The organism is Ignavigranum ruoffiae, from assembly GCF_023195815.2.
Lineage (GTDB): Bacteria > Bacillota > Bacilli > Lactobacillales > Aerococcaceae > Ignavigranum > Ignavigranum ruoffiae.
In genome coordinates this window covers 999735-1018364 of the sequence record NZ_CP096206.2, presented here as the reverse complement: position 1 = coordinate 1018364, position 18630 = coordinate 999735, and the positions used below count along the sequence as shown (strand labels likewise).

Sequence of the window (18630 nt, the reverse complement as noted above, 5' to 3'; positions counted from 1 at the left end):
GGATCATGCAAGCCTATCTTGATTTAGTAGAGAAAGTATTAAACGAAGGTTATCGCAAAGATGATCGAACGGGCGTAGGGACTCTAAGTTTATTTGGCTATCAGATGCGTTTCGATCTGAACCAAGGCTTCCCATTATTAACGACAAAACGAGTGCCATTCTCTCTAGTAAAGAGTGAACTCTTATGGTTCTTAAGAGGGGATTCTAATATTCGTTATTTATTAGAACATCAGAACCATATTTGGGATGAATGGGCTTTCGAGAAATATGTAGCCAGTGAGGATTATCATGGTCCCGATATGACCGATTTCGGTATAAGAGCTGAGCAAGACCCTGAATTTAAGAAAGTCTACCAAGAGGAAATGAGCAAATTTCAACAGAAGGTTCTGGCAGATCAGGAATTTGCTGAGAAGTATGGTGATCTGGGCCGGGTCTATGGACGCCAATGGCGGTCCTGGCAGAAACGCGATGGCCAGACTATTGACCAGATTAGCCAAGTCATCGAGAACATTCGTAACCATCCAGATTCACGACGCTTGATTGTGTCGGCGTGGAATCCAGAAGATGTTCCGGATATGGCCTTGCCACCTTGTCACACTCTCTTTCAATTCTATGTACAGGATCAGAAATTATCCTGTCAACTCTATCAACGTTCGGCAGATATCTTTCTTGGGGTGCCTTTTAATATAGCCTCTTATGCCTTATTAACCCACTTGATTGCTCGAGAAACTGGCTTAGAAGTCGGCGAATTTGTCCATACCCTTGGTGATGCACATCTTTACTTGAATCACCTGGACCAAGCCAAGACCCTCTTACAAAGACAACCTAAACCTTTGCCGCAACTAGAAATTACCTCAAACCGGCCTTTAGATCAGTTGGAGATGAAAGATATTCAGCTACATAATTATCAGCCACATCCAACCATTAAAGCGCCGATTGCGGTATAAATATGAAAGGATGATAAAATGCTTACCTTAGTATATGCACAAGATTTGAATGGAGCGATTGGTTATGAGAATCACTTGCCTTGGACATTACCTAAAGATGTTAAATTCTTTAAAGAAGTAACCATGGGTCATCCAATTCTAATGGGTAGAAAAACCTTCGACTCGTTAAATCAACGTTTGCTTCCTGGCCGTCAATCGGTGGTAGTGACCCGCGATCAAGAATACGGCAAGGATATTGAAGGGTTGACGGTCGTTCATAGTATCGATGAAATTCTGGAATTAGGCAAAGACCAAGAAATTATGGTCATTGGCGGCGCAGAAGTATTTAAGATGGTCTGGGAACATACGGATCAAATCATTCGTACCCTGATCGAGGATAAATTCTCGGCGGATACCTTCATGCCAGAATTAGACCGGAAAGAATGGCGGTTAAGTAAGGTTATTGTTGGTGAAGTGGATGAGAAGAATCCTTATAAACACCAATTTGAATGGTGGCAACGTCGTGAACCAGCATCTGAGTAAGGATCTTAGTATTGGTATTCTAGGAGTCGGCAACATGGGGGCAGCTTTCGCGCGGATATTTCGCCGCGCCTATCCTAGTCTAAGCATCAACCTATATAATCGTTCCTGGCCCAAAGTTGAAAGACTCAGTCAAGAAATTCAGGCTTCCGCTTTTCAACTTAATCAACTGGCTGAATTTATCAATCAATCGGATTATATTTTTGTTGGCGTGAAGCCTAAAGACTTTCCCTCATTATTCGAACAACTGATGTCCTTAGATTTGGATTTATCTGGTCACCTTTGGATTTCGATGGCCGTCGGCCTGAATTTGGAAACTTTGGCCGAATTCAGTTCGTCTGAACTTGCTTGGGCTCGAATTATGCCCAACACTCCCATTGAAATTGGCCAGGGGTATCTGACCATTTGTTTTAATGAAAGGGTCCAAGAAGATTCTCAAGCAGTATTGATTGATTTATTAACTAGCACGGGCCAGGTAGCCAAGATTGAAGAAGATTTGTTTGCGATTAGTAGCGCAGTTGCTGGGTCTGGGCCTGCCTTTATCTACCAACTTATCGAAGCGATGGCTGATGCCGGGGTTCGTCATGGCTTAGCCCGCCAAGATGCGATTAAGATGGCTAGCCAGACTGTTAAAGGTGCAGCGAGCATGGTCTTAGAAAGTCAGCAACACCCCGCACTACTAAAAGATCAAGTAACGAGTCCTGGTGGGACTACGATTGAAGGACTTTGTCAACTGGAAGAACGCGGTTTCCGCTCGGCGATCATTGAAGCAATTCAAGCAACCTATCTTAAAGCGCGTGACTGATAATCAATCTAAGACCAGGAAATAAGTTCTTGAGCGATCTACAAGCAGACAATTGAATAATTAGAAAAAATACCGGCTTGGTAATAAAAAATTAACTATTCTTAAGTCGGTTTGTTAATTGTATTTATTGGGTTAATAAATCTGCAGTTCGCAAAAATAAAAGATTAGTAAATTAATTTGAATGGCGGATTTTATAATCAACTTAGCCACCGCTAAAAAATAAAAAAAGCCATGTAAATTCATGTTATATTTAAGTCACGACACAAAAATATAAGAAGGATGAATTTACATGACGCAAACTCACTTTACCACATCTGACCGCAAATCAAAACACTTATCGTTCAAAGAACGGGGCCAAATTGAATTGTTGAAAAAACAAGGCTATTCTAACCGAGCCATTGCGCGAATACTGGGACGGGCGCCCCAAACAATTCATAACGAAATCAAACGGGGTTCGGTGGAACAAGTCCGTCAACAAAAGCAACATGGGAAGGTTTATACCTATCAATATTCCAAGTATATCGCGGAAGTCGGCCAAGAAGATTATGAACATCAGCGTCAACATTGTGGACGTAAACCCCTTTGGGCCTATTCGAGTGTCTTTATCGATTGGGCCGATCAACGGATGTTAGAAGATAAGTGGTCACCCGATGTGGTAGTGCATCGCGCCAAGCAGGTCCTCGACATTGATCCGCGTCTGATTCCTTGTACGACGACCCTCTATCATTGGATTGATTGCCAGATTATGCAGACCCGAAATATTGATTTAGTTGAAAAGTTGAAACGACATTCCAAAGTCAGCGCGCCGAAGACTCGACCCCATAAGAAAGTCCTAGGGATGTCCATCGACGAACGCCCTGAAGAAATTAACACCCGTCAAACTTTTGGTCATTGGGAAATTGATACGGTCATTGGCAAGAAAGGCAGAGATGAACCCGTCTTGTTAACCTTAGTAGAAAGGCTGAGTCGTTTTGAAGTCATTCTAAAGATTGAGAACAAGACGGCTCAAGCGGTGGACGCCGCCCTCAGAAGCTTACGAGCACGCGCAAGCGACCACTTTCCGTTACTCTTTAAGAGTATTACGGCGGATAACGGCTTAGAATTTGCGGGGTTGAGTCAAACACTGGCTGACGACGTGGCCGTTTATTTTGCCCATCCTTACGCCTCTTGGGAACGAGGAACCAGTGAAAATCAACACGGGTTGATTCGCCGATTTCTGCCCAAAGAAACCTCGATGAAAGACGTGACTGAAGCCGATTGTCGCCGCATCCAACAATGGATGAACCATTATTCGCGCAAGGTTTTGGACTATGAGACCCCTTATGAGGTTTTCATACGCTGTTTCTATAAAGAAAGACAAGCTCGCGCACACGTGCCCGCTTGACAACGAGCCTCCTTCGGCATGGTTTTCTTGGTAAGGCGGTCAATGACCCATTAGTGAACCAAACTACCATGCCTCAGCTCATTGTCAAGCCGTCACTGGCAGAGAGGATTAATGTTACATAGCTAGTTACCCGAGGTGGCTAACTTATACTTGAAATTTACAATAATAAAATAAAACAAATATGTCAGTTGAATTTTATAAAGGATGATGAAATATTAGGAATCAATGGTGAGAATTTATCTGGTGGCCAAGCCCAAAGAATAGGAATTGCTCGGGCATTAGTTAATGACCCAGAAATTCTGCTAATTGATGAAGGAACGAGTAGTTTGGACAAACAGACTGCTTTTAAAATTGAAAATAATATATTAAATTTTGAGAATAAGACTATCATTATGATTACCCATCATTTAAATGAAAATTTAATCGAAGAGTTTGATAATATTTATTCTTTGTAGATTATATATTTACAACTAATTCATAAATTTTATGGTGTTAAAAAGCGACTACTCAGCAAATCAATGAACTGCTGTTTAGTCGCTTTTTAATATATTTGGCTTAGCTGAATCAGTCATGGTCATAGTTTGATGAGACTTAAGCCAATCATAAATTTATTTAGACGTAATAGTAGATGCTTAAGAACATCATCAAGGCTGCTAAGTTTACAAATAAGTGCCAGATTATATGCATCCATTTATTGTGTTTCATCGCATAGAAGTAAGTTCCCAGCGAGTAAATTAAACCACCTAAGGCTAATAAATAGAGTCCGGGTCTGGGAATGGTTTGCCAGAGCGGATAGATTAATAAGGCGCCTAACCAACCCATCAATAAGTACAGTGCCGTCGATAATTTGGGGAAGCGATTGGTCCATCCGACTTCAAAGACAATACCAATCACTGCTAATGACCAAATTATCAAGGTAGCAATCCAATTATATGGAGCTGACAGGGCCAAGGTAAGGTAAGGTGTAAATGTCCCAGCAATTAATAAATAGATTGAAGCGTGGTCAAACTTTTGTAAGAGGGGGCGAAGTTTGCTGAATGAGAAACTATGATAGAGGGTAGAATTTAGAAAAAGACAAATTAGGGATATGCCATAGACCATGTAGGCGGTTAGCGCCCATTTATGAGAAGCAGCTAAGCCTTTATGAATTAAGTAGAATAGGGCTAGCCCACTTAAAATACAGGGGATGCCGTGGGTCACTGCATTAAGAACCTCGATCGTAATTTCTTGTCGTTTACTCAGACCGAAACGATATTTCATATACTCACCTCATTTGTTTATATTCTAACTCAGATCTGCTTAAATTTCACGGAAAGTTATGAAGAAACCGGAAATCTATTTTTATCATCTTATCGCATCAATTTCCGAAAAGATTTAATAATCTTATTCCGGATGAACCAAGCTCATCAATTAAAATCATTGACAATATGATCCTCTATAAGGTAGTGTAAATGCAAGATCAGCTTATTTATAATGATTTCATGCTATAATATTTCAATAGGAATACTGAGGAGGAAATCGATGGGACTGCGAAATCAATCAAGGCCAGAAACTTCATGGATCGGTCGTTCGATCCGTGGAATACTCATGTTTATTGGTTTGTTAACGATTGGGCTGGTGATATATTATGCACTCAATCAAACTTGGGAGCAACCGCTATTGGTGCAATCAGATAGTCAGGAACAAACTACAGCAACCACCTCTGACCAAGTTAAGCTTGAACTTCCTGAAGAAACAATTAATCACTTTATCCAATCAACCATTGAGAAGAATCAGATTGACTTAACTTTGAAATGGCAAGATGGCTTGGTTCAAGGCGAAATTCCGCTTAATTTCCAAGGTCAATCAATGACGGCGAAGTTTACTGGGGTTTTTACTATCTACAATCAACAATTAGCGATTCAACTGCAATCGATTAAATTAGGTTCTTTCCCTTTACCACTAAATCAAGCCTATCAGAATATTAAGAACCAATTGCAATTACCAGCTGCCTTCGAGCCTTTGGCTGACCAAGCGCTGATTGTGATTGATTTAGCTCAATTATTACAAATTCCAGACCATCAACAGGTCATGGTTCAGGAAATCAAGCCGGAAGCCGGCCAGATTATTCTTCTATATATCTTTAATGTTGATGATGTATTATAATTCTATCAGGAGGCTAATATGAGACCAAGTTTTTATCAATATATTCAGCGTTTCTATGATCCCACGGCCAATGATCCCCAAAGTCGCTTAGCCAATGCGATTCATGAGGATCAAGCGTTCCCTAAACAAGCCGATGATTTTGATCAAATATCAACTTATCTCGAACACACACCTACTTATAGCCGGCTGATGTTAGCTTTCGATGATGCCTGGCTAAATTATCAAGCAGAGAATTAGGAGGATTATATGAGTATCCATATTGCAGCAAAGCAAAAAGAAATTGCAAGATATGTTCTGTTTCCAGGAGACCCACTAAGAGCGAAATATATTGCTGAGAATTACCTAGATGATGTTCATCAATACAATACCGTGCGTAATATGTTTGGCTATACTGGCAAGTATCAAGGGGTGCCAGTGTCAGTTCAAGGATCCGGCATGGGCATTCCTTCAGCGATGATCTATGCTGAAGAGCTATATCATGATTATCAGGTTGATACGATTATTCGGATTGGTTCGGCAGGGGCGCTTCAAGAACAAGTTAAGGTCCGTGACCTAGTCTTTGGCCAGGGGGCCAGCACGGATTCAAGCGTGCTTCAACATACATTCGCAGGACAAGCGCATTATTCTGCGATTGCTTCGTTTGATGTCTTGGATACCGCTTTTCATATTGCCCAACAGAAAATAGCCAAGGAACAGCTACATGTGGGCAACTTATTCTCAAGTGATCGATTCTATAATGAAGAATTAAATAAAGGTAAACTAGCCAATTATGGCATGTTAGCCGTAGAAATGGAAGCGGCAGGTCTATATCTAACCGCGGCCAAACATCAGCGTCGAGCTTTGGCTCTATGCACCATTTCAGATCACATCTTGACGGGGGAAGAAACGACGGCCTTAGAACGGCAGACTACCTTTACCCAGATGATGGAAATCGCTTTAGAGACTGTTGTCCAATTGGCTGATTCGGCATCAAATTAAGGAGTGATAGGATGAGTAAGCGAAGACCAGCAAAGAAATTCATTCTTTGGCTCATCGTGATGTTGACGATGATCGTGACCCCTGTTCAAGGGATTCAAGCTCAAGGAGGATTGGATTGGCTTTTTGGTAATGAAGGTCGGGCGAGTCAAGAACTGTCAGATAAGGATTTACAGATGTTAAATGATTTGTACCGAAATCTCAAGGGCTTATATATCGAAGATATTCCTAAGGAACAACTTTTAGAAGGGGCGATGAAGGGCATGGTTTCAGCCTTAGGCGACCCTTATTCTGAATTTCTCAATGCCGAAGAAAGTCAGGTCTATGAAGAAACAGCCGAGGGATCATTCTCTGGTGTGGGGATTCAATTCATGGCAAATAACGGTGTAATGACTGTCATTTCAGCCGTGGATGGAACGCCAGCGAGTAAAGCAGGTATTCGACCTAATGATGTCATTCTGAAAGCAGACGACCAGGAATTGACCGATATGGACACCCAAGAGGTTATCAACTTAATTCGTGGACCCGTAGGTAGCGAGGTAACCTTGACGATTCAACGCGCTGATCAGACTTTTGATGTTACCTTGACTCGTGAAGAAATACCGATAACAACGGTAGATGGTGAAATCGATCGCCAAGATAAAGAAATCGGCAAGATTAAGATTAGCCAGTTCAATGGCACAACCTATGATGAGTTGGTCGAAACTGTCGAACAATTGAGACAAAAAGGAGCCAAGCGCTTTGTCTTTGACTTGCGTTACAATCCTGGTGGACTGCTAGACCAAGCCTTAGAAATCTCCAACATGTTTCTAAAGGATGGCGATGTTATTATGCAAATGCAAGAAGGGCAGGCTAAGGCGATCTCCTATCAAGCCAGTGATAAGGATTATGGCGATTTCCAAATTAGTGAACCTTATGTCCTCTTGGTCAACGAAGGATCGGCCAGTGCCAGCGAAATCCTAACTGGAGCGATTAAAGAAAATACCAAGGCACCGATTGTTGGGGTAACTACCTTTGGTAAAGGATCTGTCCAAACCTTCACCAACAGTAATAGTCTGGGAGAACTGAAAATCACCTTTGCCAAATGGTTGCTACCTTCAGGAACCTGGATTCATGAGACCGGGATTGAACCGACCGATCAGGTCGAAGCTGCCCCAGTTGAAACAGCTATATTGATTAATCCTGAAAGCACTTTGAAACTGGGTGAAGTCAGTCCAGAGGTTGAAAGCTTGGGATTGAGTCTAGAAGCTTTAGGTTATCTGAAAGAGCCAAAGAAATACTTTGATGAACAGATGGAAGCTGCAGTGAAAGTCTTCCAAAAAGACCACGATTTAAAAGAGACAGGTCAAGTTGAAGGAGAAACCACTCAAATTCTGACGGAACAGATTCGTGATTACTTAGAAACTCATGATAAACAGTATGAAAAGGCTGTTGAAATTCTCAATGAATATGCTGGACAAGAAAAAGAGCAAGAGGCAGCCTAAAGTTTCGGCTAATGAAATTTATCATTTGCAATATAATTACTTAAGCAAAATCGCATTAAGGGATTAGCTCGCTAGGTTGATAGCGAAGCCTAAGTAAGCTTAAAATTTTATCAGATCCACGCTTCAGACCGAATCGTTAAGCTGGCGACTAGGAGAAGAGAGGTGGATCTTTTTTATGATGTATGCTGAAGCGTAGCTAATTCTGGTCGGTTTCAGTCGATGGCTTTAAGACATAGTTTTGCAGAATTGGCTGATTGATTCATTAAATTTATTTCACAGGTAATATTTTATGCAGATTAAGAGAGGATGAAAGAGATGGCACGAACTATTCAATGGTTTCCGGGACACATGGCCAAAGCGCAACGTGAAGCTAAAGAAAAAATGCAATTAGTGGATGTTGTGCTAGAAATGGTGGATGCTCGAATTCCCCAATCCAGTCAAAACCCCGTAGTTGAAGAAATTATTGGTTCAAAACCCAATATTCTGGTCTTAAATAAAGCGGATATGGCCGAAGCAAAGTTGAACCAAACGTGGATTGAATATTTTCAAGAACAAGGGCGACAAGCGATTGCCATTGACTCCCAACATAATCGAGGCCTTAAGCATCTACAACAAGCGATTAAAGATCAAATGGCACCGGTGTTTGAACAAAGAAGTCTAAAGGGAATTAAAGACCGACCGATTCGCTTAATGATTCTGGGAATCCCTAATGTAGGAAAATCAACTTTAATCAATCGATTCGTCGGTAAGAATCAAGCGATTACCGGAAATAAACCCGGAGTTACCAAAAAACAACGCTGGCTCAAGTTTGCTAAAGAATTCGAACTCTTGGACACGCCAGGGATTCTCTGGCCTAAATTCGATGATCCGGCCGTAGGGATAAAATTAGCGATTACCGGAGCGATTAAAGATGACTTGTTATACCATGATGATTTGGCGCTTTATTTGCTTGAGACCTTGGTGAAGTATGCTCCCCAGCGCTTAGCAGAGACTTATAAAGTAAATCAGTCAGAGATAGAACAATTATCGACCGTCGATTTATTGCTACTATTGACTGAGAAGTTAGGCTTTAAAGATGATTATGACCAAGCTAGTCAAAAAATTATCCAAGACTACCGACAATTAAAATTGGGGCAGCTAACACTAGACCGGGTGACCTATGGCGACGATTAAAGAAATTAAAGAAATTCTTGTCCAAATTAATCGCCTTGACGATCCAAGACTTGCAACTTTCAGGAAGGATTCGCGTAAAGGTGTATCTAAATTAGTAGATCAACGTATTAAATCAATTAAAGAGTTAATTAAATTAAAAGAAGAACATTCAAAAAGACAAGAACTTGAATTTAAACTCTATAACGAAGGAATCAATTGGATTGCAGGCCTAGATGAAGTTGGTCGGGGCCCGTTGGCTGGTCCTGTGGTAGCGGCGGCAGTTATTTTACCCCGAGATGTTGAGTCTTTAATCGGGATTGATGATTCTAAAAGACTGAATGCTAAGAAACGTCAGAAATTGGAACATGCCATCCAGGAGATTGCCTTAGATTATGCTTATGGGGTGGTCGATAATGATGTCATTGATCAAGTAAATATTTATCAAGCAAGTAAATTAGCTATGTTATCAGCTCTCAATCAGTTAAAGTTAAAACCTGATCACTTATTAATTGATGCCATGGAATTAAACAGTCCGATTCCGCAGACTTCGATGATTAAAGGGGATCAAAGATCAGTATCGATTGCCGCAGCCGCGATATTGGCTAAAGAATATCGTGATCGCTTAATGGGTGAATTCGACCAACTATACCCACACTATGATTTCAAGCATAATGTGGGTTACGGAACGGCCCATCATATGCAAGCCCTTAAGGACTTTGGACCCTGTCCAATCCACCGGCGAAGTTTCGCACCGGTAAAATCATTCGGCAATGATTAATATCTGACTCGATCTTGTTAGGATGAGTGTGTATCTGTCCCTTTGGGTGATATCAAATGAATATTTCTTTAAAGGAAGAACTTATCTTAATGCAAATGACTGGTTTCTCTTATAAGTCTCGCTATAATTATTGGCAGTGGCGGATAAGGCAAGAAACCAATGGCGAAAGCTTCTTTCCCTGCTTTATACAGCGTTTGTATCAGTTCTTTAGAGCTGATCTGCAATGCTTAGATAAGATTAAACAAGTGAGTCAATTCTCTGCTTGGTCGCTGCTAAGAAGTTGGCAAGCTCAATCGCTCATGATTGGTGAACCAGCCTATCCGAAACTATGGTATGAAATTAATCAACCTCCTTTGATTATGTATTATCAGGGTTGCTTGCCTATCTTAGCTAAACCACTGATTAGTATCGTGGGCACAAGGCAGATTACGTCCTATGGTCAGGAAATTTGCCAGAGACTTGTCCAATCAATCATTGAGTGTGGCTGGGTATGTGTCTCTGGACTAGCAAAGGGGATTGATGCCTGTGTCCATCAAACGGCATTGAGTTATCAAGATCAATCGACCATTGCAATCATTCCCTCGGGTTGGGACAAGATATATCCAAGCGCTCATCAGTCGCTAGCAGATCATCTGCGGGCCAAACATTTGGTTCTGAGTGAATTCTTACCCGATTGGCCTGCACGGAAGCATCAATTTATTATGCGCAATCGCTTATTAGCGGGTATCGCGCCGGTAACCTTGGTGATTGAAGCTGCCAAGCGGAGTGGGAGCTTAATTACGGCTAACTTTGCCTTACAAGCCAATCGGGAAGTGATGGCGCTTCCGGGGCGAATTACTGATAAACAAGCCCAAGGATGTAACCAATTGATTGAGGCCGGTGCTTGCCCCATCCTATCGGTAGAACAAGTATTAGATGAACTCTCTTCCTTATTGTACCGGCAAGGCTATTTGAAAGTAGATCAGGAATAAATTAATAAAAAGAGTTTGACAGATCTTTAACTTTCATCTAATATAGGGGCAATTTCAAATATATAGTAGAAAGGATGGGACTCATTGGCCTATAAAAACTTAGTGATTGTTGAGTCTCCCACCAAAGCCAAAACAATCGATAAATATCTAGGAAGAAATTATAAAGTGGTGGCCAGTAAGGGTCATTTGCGTGATCTACCTAAGAGTAGAATGGGTGTCGATTTGGAACACCAATTTGAACCTGACTATATCACGATTCGGGGACGCGGCGATACGGTTAAAGAGTTAAAGAAACTAGCCAATAAAGCAGAACACGTCTATCTGGCAGCCGACCCGGACCGTGAAGGGGAAGCCATTGCTTGGCATTTGAATCATTTATTGTCTTTAGATGAGACGAGTAAAAATCGAGTCGTCTTCAATGAAATTACCAAAGAAGCCGTTAAAGAAGCTTTTAAACAACCGAGACAAATTGACTACGATTTGGTCAATGCTCAACAAGCCCGACGCATCTTGGACCGCATTGTGGGCTATTCCATCTCGCCATTATTATGGAAGAAAGTTAAACGAGGCTTGAGTGCTGGCCGGGTACAATCGACCACGCTTAAGATTATTATTGACCGTGAAGAAGAGATTCGAAACTTCAAACCGGAAGAATATTGGACCCTACCCATTAAATTTAAGAAAGGCCGGAGCCAATTCGAGGCCAATTTCTATGGTCTAGATGGTGAGAAGGTTGATTTGAAGTCTGAAGCAGATGTTAAGAAGATTGAAGAGAAATTAAAGCTAAAAGAAACATTCGAAGTCAAGAATCTGGTGGAAAAAGAACGTAAACGGAAAGCTTTAGCTCCTTTTACTACTTCAACCCTTCAACAAGAGGCTTCGAATCGATTGAACTTCAGAACCGGCAAGACGATGATGATTGCTCAACAGCTTTATGAAGGGATCAACCTAGGTAAAGGATCGGTCGGTCTAATCACTTACATGCGTACTGATTCGACGCGAATTTCGGCCAATGCCAAGACCGCAGCTCAAGCCTATATTAAGGAGAACTATGGTGCCGAGTATCAAGGACCTGGTCAAGGTGGAACGCATCAAAAAGGGGCTCAAGATGCCCATGAGGCGATTCGTCCTTCGGATGTCAAGCTGGCTCCTGACCAAATTGCTGATAAATTAAGCAAAGATCAGTTGCGATTGTATTCTTTAATTTGGGCTCGTTTTGTAGCTAGTCAGATGGCAGACGCCGTCTTTGATACGGTTCGAGCAGATATTGAACAAAATGGCGTCCAATTCCGCGCTAACGGTCAAAGAATTAAATTTGAAGGTTTCTTAAAGGTCTATCACTTTAGTAAACCCAAGGATAATATTCTGCCAGAACTGGCTCAAGGCGATCTGGTTAAAGCTGTATCAATGGAAGGGGAACAACATTTTACCCAACCGCCAGCTCGGTACAATGAAGCCAGCCTGGTAAAAACTCTGGAAGAATTAGGAATCGGTCGACCTTCAACCTATGCGCCAACCTTAGAAACACTTCGTAAAAGATACTATGTCAAAATGGTTGCCAAGCGCTTCGAACCGACTGAATTAGGTGAGATTGTCAACAGTATCATGAAAGAGTATTTCCCGGATATTGTAAACACCGACTTTACCGCTGAAATGGAGCAACAGCTCGATGATATTGAAATTGGTAAACGTGAGTGGGTAGCTGTCCTCGATCAATTCTATCAGCCATTTGCAGATGAATTGGATAAGGCAGAAAATCAAATGGATAAGATTGAAATTAAAGATGAACCTGCTGGATTCAAATGTCCCGAATGTGGTAGCGATATGGTGATTAAGATCGGCCGCTTTGGCAAATTCTATGCATGTTCTAATTTCCCTGATTGTCGGCATACCGAAGCGATTGTTAAGAAGATAGGCGTTACCTGTCCAAAATGTGGCCAAGGCGATGTTGTGGAACGCAAATCAGCGAAGAATCGAATTTTCTATGGATGTAGTCGATATCCTGACTGCGATTTCGCTTCTTGGGATAAACCGATTGGTCGTAACTGTCCGAAATGTGAGCACTACTTAGTAGAGAAAGTCAGCCGCAAGGGCAGTCAAGTCGTATGTAGCCATTGTGATTATAAAGAAGATTTGCTAAATTAATAAATTGACTTTGGCTCTTTGTCAATGAGCGTTGCTATATCGATGAAGGCGATTGAACAAATCAATCGCCTTTTTATGTACACTTTTTTAGGTTTAACGGTGGCTATGTTGATTGTTAAATCTGCCATCAAAATTGGTTTTTACTAGGAATTGGATTAATCGTTCTTTTTGCTGTAGTATTTAAATTAGGACAAGAGCTTTGGCACAAATTTCAGAGCCATCATTAAAATCTAGCCACTGTGTATAATTTTTAAACAACATGAGGAGGAAATACTGTGTGGAAATCCGCGCTCAATAAAATGTTATGGGGTCTATTAGTGATTTTTGCCTTTAGATTTTTTTCGGATATGTTTACAGGGACGCCATTTAATCCTCAGTGGTATTTGACTGCTTTTCTCATTATTTTAGTAACTACACTTATTAGCACTGAAGCTATAATTTTATACAAACGGCATAAGCATTGAATTTTGCCTCCTACTTATATTTTGATTCTTGATTTCCGTTAGATTCGTTTGATAGCGAATTTAGCGGTTTTTCTTATTTTTCAAAATCATATTTCTAACTTGATGAACCGGGATAAGACTGCCTTTGAAAATAAAATCCTTCTTCTTAGATTCACAGAAATTTCCTGTGATTTCTGTCAGAATATGATAAGATAGTAGACAGATTTAAGGAGTGGGTCTAATCGAGATGGATCATTATATTCATGATTTTATTAACTATCTTCGGGTTGAACGGCGCTATTCTGAACGGACGGTCGAAGCCTATCAGAAGGATCTAAGTCAGTTCCATGACTTTCTTCGCGGATCGGGTGGCGGAGAACTGCAAGAGATCGCCTATCAAGATATCCGACTTTATTTGGCCCATCTCAGTGAGAAGGGGATGCAACGGACTTCGATTGCCCGTCATCTCTCGACTTTACGCTCATTTTTTCGTTATGCTTTGAGTCAGGACCTGATCCAAGATAATCCAGTAGATTTGATTCAATTTCAAGTCAAAAAGCAACACTTGCCCGACTTTTTCTATGAAGATGAAATGGAAGCATTGTTTGCAAGTTTCGACCAGGTGGATTATGCTTATAAGTCAAGGGACTTGGCAATTTTGGAGCTGTTTTATGCGACAGGGATGCGGGTTAGTGAACTCTGTCAATTACAATTAAATCAGTTGGATTTCCACGTTCAGCTGGTTCGCGTTATTGGTAAAGGTAATAAAGAGCGGATTGTTCCAGTAGGGGATCAAGCCATGGCTAGACTTCAAGAATATATCGATACTTTAAGACCACAATTATTAGCTCACAAGCCGGACCCAGACAATCATACCGTATTCTTGTCAGATAAGGGACTACCGATTCAAGCCCAACAAGTCCGCTATATTCTCCAGAGTATCGTCGAGCGCAGTGCTTTACATCTACAAATTCATCCACATAAATTGAGACACACCTTTGCCACCCATTTATTAAATCATGGGGCTGATCTACGTAGTGTCCAAGAATTATTAGGCCACGAAGATTTGAGTTCCAGTCAGATCTATACCCATATCTCTAAACAAGAACTGCGGAAATCATATTTGGCAGCGCATCCGCGGGCCCAAAGACAAAGAAAGAAGGATAGTGATTTATGACAACAATCTGTGCCGTAAAGAAAAATAACCAACTCGCGATGGCTGGGGATGGTCAAGTTACCCTCGGTGAGACGGTGATTATGAAACAAGGTGCTAAGAAATTACGACGAATCTATAACGATCAAGTTGTGATTGGCTTTGCTGGGGGTGTGGCCGATGCCATTACCCTATCAGAAATGTTTGAAGATAAGCTTAAACAATATAACGGACAGCTTTCTCGTGCCGCCGTCGAAGTAGCCAAACAGTGGCGGACGGACCGTAGTCTGCAGAAGCTCGAAGCCTTACTGATTGTGATGAACCAGGAGGAATTACTCTTAGTGAGTGGGACGGGTGAGATCATTAGTCCCGATGATGGAATCTTGACTATTGGTTCGGGTGGGAATTATGCTTTAGCGGCTGCTCGAGCCTTAGTACGTAATTCTGAAACCCTATCTGCAGCTGAAATTGCCCGCCAAGCATTGACAATTGCTAGCGAAATTGATGTCTATACCAATAATCAGATTCTAGTAGAATCTTTTGACTAGGAGGGATGATATGTCATTAAGTCCAAGAAAAATTGTTGCCGAACTCAATAAATATATTATTGGTCAAGATGCCGCGAAGAAATCCGTTGCCATTGCCTTACAAAATCGGATCCGCCGCTTGAAACTGGATGCTCAAATGCAAAAGGAAGTTAAACCTAAGAACCTACTTATGATTGGCCCCACGGGGGTCGGAAAGACAGAGATTGCCCGACGTCTAGCTGATATTGCTCAAGCTCCGTTTATTAAAGTTGAAGCCACCAAGTATACAGAAGTCGGTTATGTCGGTCGAGATGTGGAATCCATGGTTCGTGATTTGGTGGAGAATGCGATTCGCATCATTAAGAAACAAAAGCATGAAGAAGTCCGCGATCAAGCTGAGAATCTAGCCATCGAGCGGTTGGCTAAAGCACTAAAACCCGGTCGTAAGAAGGCTAAAGCGACGCCGAATGTGCCAGCTGGACTGGGTGGTTTGACTGAGATGTTTAAGCAATTTGGCGGTGAAGGGGTTCAAGAAGAAGAGGAAGAAGTGACCGATGAAATTGCAGCGACCCGTCGACAAATCCGGCAACAAATCCGGCAGGGTCTATTGGATAATACCGAAGTGACGATTCAGCTAGATGAGAAGAAATTACAAATGACCAGCCTCAATCCAGCCATGGAACAAATGATGGATTTACAAGATTCGCTCAATGCTTTTAAACCAAAGAAGAAGATTGAACGCACTGTGACGGTCAAAGAAGCGCTGAAATTATTAACCGAAGAAGAAGCGGATAAGTTGGTCAACCAAGACGATATTCATCAAAAAGCCCTTGCCTTAGCCGAATCTTCTGGTATTATTTTTATCGATGAGATGGATAAGATAGCTTCTCAAGGTCAAAATTCGGGCGAAGTTAGCCGCCAAGGGGTGCAGCGTGACATTTTGCCAATTGTTGAGGGCAGTGCCATTCAAACGAAATATGGTATTATTCAAACGGACCATATTCTCTTTATTGGTTCGGGAGCTTTCCATGTGTCTAAACCTTCCGATTTGATCCCTGAATTGCAAGGGCGTTTCCCGATTCGGGTTCACCTAGAAGATCTTAAAGAGGAAGATTTCCGGCGTATCTTAACTGAACCGGAGAATGCTTTGGTTAAACAATATCAAGCTTTACTGACGACCGATGGGGTTGATTTGCGCTTCACGGATGATGCGATTACCACCATGGCACGCTATGCCGTCAAACTCAACCAGGAGAATGATAATATTGGTGCCCGTCGCTTACACACCATTCTTGAAACGCTTTTGGAAGATTTATTATTCGAAGCCACTGATATGCAGATGGGCGAGATAGAGATTAATCAATCTTATGTTGAGAACAAATTAGAAAACATTATCGAAAATAGAGACTTAAGTCACTATATTTTATAAAAACAGGAGGCTTGCAGGTGATCATTCTTGAAAACAAAGAGCTAATGGTGACCATTAGCGAAATGGGGGCAGAAATCCAGTCAATTATTCATAAAGATTCCGGCCATGAGTTTATCTGGCAGGCCGATCCCAAACATTGGAATCGGTCGAGTCCAGTCTTATTTCCCAATGTAGGGACCTTTAAGGATAATAGTTATACTTATCAAGGAATGGAATATCAATTAGGCCGTCATGGATTTGCGCGTGACTTAGAGTTTATCGTGCAGAATGTCTTATCTCATTCGGCGAGCTTCTATTTGAAGAATTCGGCGGAAACCCTGCAGTATTATCCATTTGAATTCTCTTTACAAATTTCATATATCCTCTTTTATAATCAAATTACGGTGTCTTATGAAGTCCTAAATCCTTCTGAGAAACATGATTTGTATTATAGTATTGGCGCCCATCCGGCTTTCAACGTAGCGCATCGGCGCAATATTCGGGGTCAAGAAGAATTTGATCAGGTGGCGATTGAAATTCAACCAGAAGGGCATTATTTGCGTATTCCTTTAAATCGAAAGGGCTTGACCCGGCAACGGCGGGCCAAATATGAGAAAGCCGGCTATCATGAGTTGAAGCACCTTGATTTCAAACAAGATGCAATTATCTATCAAATTGGTCAACAAACTTCAGTGACCCTCCATGATCCAGAGAATCATGCCCGGGTTATCCTCAAACCCCATCAAATGGAATGGCTAGGAATTTGGTCTACTTATCCGACCTTTTCGCCTTTTGTCTGCTTAGAACCTTGGGCGGGTATTGCCGATGATGAAGCCAGTGATGGGAACTTAGTGCACAAACAAGGCATTCGCCTAGCTAAGCCCCACGAAATGATGAATCATAGCTATACCATGGATTTTGTCATGGATGAATATTAAAAAAGCGCGAGGCGACCATTTCTGGCAGTCTCGCGTTTCTTCATGTATGACGGATTAATTACGTTTCTTAATCATCTCTTGGATTTTGCGCAAGAAACCATCTAAGAAACCGAGTTGACGATGATAGGCCAATCCCCAAGAAATCATCGGTTCTTGTCCGGTTCTCAAGCGTTGAATATTGGCTCGGTGACGGTAAACCATTAATAAATAGATGACGAAGAAACCAAGTTTAAAGACGGATAAGGGATGAGAAATGATAATATAAAGGGTAGCGGCCCCATAGCTTAGTAAAGCCGAGAAACTCATCAAACTCGTCACATATAAAATTAAGAACAGACAAATCACTTGGGCGAGGGCTAACGGGAAATTAATGGCCAACAAAGCCCCGATCGAAGTAGCCACCATCTTACCTCCTTTGAAATTGGCAAAGACAGGGTAGGCATGGCCAATGACACAGGCTAAGGCGGTAAAGATTATAATTTCTGGCTGGTCTTTAAAGAACAAACTCGCTAATGATACGGGGATCCAGCCTTTAAGCACATCGATTAAGGCTACAATTACAGCAGCCTTGAGGCCAAAGTTGCGACCAATATTTGTTGATCCGCTGTTCCCGCTGCCTAGATGACGGATATCAATTTTATGGTTGGCTAAGGAATACCAAACCCCAGTTGGCACAGAGCCTAACAAATAGGACAATAAGATAAAAATTAGACCTAAAAATGAAAAATTAAAATTAGTATTCATAAGACCCTCCTTAGTATGGTATCATTTTATCATATTGACATAAAAAGTACTTCATAAATAAATAAAAACTATAAGAAATTCATACCTTTTTGCTAAATAAGGTAAATTTAAT

19 protein-coding genes are annotated in these 18630 nt (G+C 41.5%); 17 read left to right on the top strand and 2 right to left on the bottom strand.

Features of this window, described 5'->3' with window-relative positions; translation table 11 throughout:
* The first annotated feature begins 2 nt into the window (after positions 1-2).
* The 5 genes from M0R79_RS04870 to M0R79_RS04850 all read left to right on the top strand — a co-directional run bounded on the left by M0R79_RS04870 (position 3) and on the right by M0R79_RS04850 (position 4110).
* The gene (locus M0R79_RS04870; RefSeq protein WP_248417189.1) at positions 3-947 is read left to right on the top strand and encodes a thymidylate synthase; all 945 of its coding nucleotides are present in this window, start codon (positions 3-5) and stop codon (positions 945-947) included.
* 18 nt (positions 948-965) lie between these two features.
* Positions 966-1469, top strand: a complete 504-nt coding sequence (locus M0R79_RS04865; protein WP_092569786.1) for a dihydrofolate reductase — start codon at positions 966-968, stop codon at positions 1467-1469.
* Complete coding sequence (gene proC / locus M0R79_RS04860; RefSeq protein ID WP_248416131.1) at positions 1450-2271, top strand: pyrroline-5-carboxylate reductase; 822 nt, start codon at positions 1450-1452, stop codon at positions 2269-2271. Before M0R79_RS04865 ends, proC begins: the two co-directional genes overlap by 20 nt.
* Before the next feature lie 289 nt (positions 2272-2560).
* Positions 2561-3655 carry an IS30 family transposase gene (locus M0R79_RS04855; RefSeq protein ID WP_248416132.1) on the top strand — a complete coding sequence of 365 codons (1095 nt, stop codon included), beginning with the start codon at positions 2561-2563 and terminating at the stop codon, positions 3653-3655.
* Between the two features lie 188 nt (positions 3656-3843).
* The gene (locus tag M0R79_RS04850; protein WP_248416133.1) at positions 3844-4110 is read left to right on the top strand and encodes an ATP-binding cassette domain-containing protein; all 267 of its coding nucleotides are present in this window, start codon (positions 3844-3846) and stop codon (positions 4108-4110) included.
* A gap of 157 nt (positions 4111-4267) precedes the next feature.
* Here the strand turns inward: M0R79_RS04850 and trhA are convergent, their stop codons facing one another.
* Complete coding sequence (gene trhA, locus M0R79_RS04845; protein WP_092569790.1) at positions 4268-4915, bottom strand: PAQR family membrane homeostasis protein TrhA; 648 nt, start codon at positions 4913-4915, stop codon at positions 4268-4270.
* 261 nt (positions 4916-5176) lie between these two features.
* On the opposite strand from trhA, the gene M0R79_RS04840 reads away from it, so the two are divergent.
* From M0R79_RS04840 to M0R79_RS04785, 12 genes are all read left to right on the top strand, one after another.
* Entirely contained in the window at positions 5177-5800 is a 624-nt protein-coding gene (locus tag M0R79_RS04840) for a hypothetical protein (protein WP_248416134.1), read from the top strand.
* A gap of 18 nt (positions 5801-5818) precedes the next feature.
* Positions 5819-6037: a YozE family protein gene (locus tag M0R79_RS04835; RefSeq protein WP_248416135.1), complete on the top strand. Its 219-nt coding sequence runs from the start codon at positions 5819-5821 to the stop codon at positions 6035-6037.
* 9 nt (positions 6038-6046) lie between these two features.
* A complete protein-coding gene (gene deoD, locus M0R79_RS04830; RefSeq protein ID WP_248416136.1) occupies positions 6047-6778 on the top strand; it encodes a purine-nucleoside phosphorylase in 732 nt (243 codons plus the stop codon).
* A gap of 11 nt (positions 6779-6789) precedes the next feature.
* Positions 6790-8259 carry a S41 family peptidase gene (locus M0R79_RS04825; protein WP_248416137.1) on the top strand — a complete coding sequence of 490 codons (1470 nt, stop codon included), beginning with the start codon at positions 6790-6792 and terminating at the stop codon, positions 8257-8259.
* A gap of 315 nt (positions 8260-8574) precedes the next feature.
* Positions 8575-9432, top strand: coding sequence for a ribosome biogenesis GTPase YlqF (ylqF, locus tag M0R79_RS04820; RefSeq protein ID WP_248416138.1), 858 nt, complete (start codon positions 8575-8577; stop codon positions 9430-9432).
* On the top strand, positions 9419-10189 hold the full coding sequence (gene rnhB / locus M0R79_RS04815; protein ID WP_248416139.1) for a ribonuclease HII: 771 nt from the start codon (positions 9419-9421) through the stop codon (positions 10187-10189). The genes ylqF and rnhB overlap by 14 nt, the downstream gene beginning before the upstream one ends.
* A 56-nt stretch (positions 10190-10245) precedes the next feature.
* The gene (gene dprA, locus M0R79_RS04810) at positions 10246-11160 is read left to right on the top strand and encodes a DNA-processing protein DprA (protein WP_248416140.1); all 915 of its coding nucleotides are present in this window, start codon (positions 10246-10248) and stop codon (positions 11158-11160) included.
* Between the two features lie 84 nt (positions 11161-11244).
* The gene (topA, locus tag M0R79_RS04805; protein WP_248416141.1) at positions 11245-13305 is read left to right on the top strand and encodes a type I DNA topoisomerase; all 2061 of its coding nucleotides are present in this window, start codon (positions 11245-11247) and stop codon (positions 13303-13305) included.
* 690 nt (positions 13306-13995) lie between these two features.
* Positions 13996-14925 carry a tyrosine recombinase XerC gene (gene xerC, locus M0R79_RS04800; RefSeq protein ID WP_248416142.1) on the top strand — a complete coding sequence of 310 codons (930 nt, stop codon included), beginning with the start codon at positions 13996-13998 and terminating at the stop codon, positions 14923-14925.
* Entirely contained in the window at positions 14922-15449 is a 528-nt protein-coding gene (gene hslV, locus M0R79_RS04795; protein WP_092569812.1) for an HslVU peptidase proteolytic subunit, read from the top strand. The genes xerC and hslV overlap by 4 nt, the downstream gene beginning before the upstream one ends.
* Before the next feature lie 10 nt (positions 15450-15459).
* Positions 15460-16857, top strand: coding sequence for an ATP-dependent protease ATPase subunit HslU (hslU, locus tag M0R79_RS04790; RefSeq protein ID WP_248416143.1), 1398 nt, complete (start codon positions 15460-15462; stop codon positions 16855-16857).
* 17 nt (positions 16858-16874) lie between these two features.
* Positions 16875-17774, top strand: coding sequence for an aldose 1-epimerase family protein (locus M0R79_RS04785; RefSeq protein ID WP_248416144.1), 900 nt, complete (start codon positions 16875-16877; stop codon positions 17772-17774).
* A gap of 54 nt (positions 17775-17828) precedes the next feature.
* Here the strand turns inward: M0R79_RS04785 and plsY are convergent, their stop codons facing one another.
* Complete coding sequence (gene plsY / locus M0R79_RS04780; protein ID WP_092569818.1) at positions 17829-18518, bottom strand: glycerol-3-phosphate 1-O-acyltransferase PlsY; 690 nt, start codon at positions 18516-18518, stop codon at positions 17829-17831.
* Between the last annotated feature and the right edge of the window lie 112 nt (positions 18519-18630).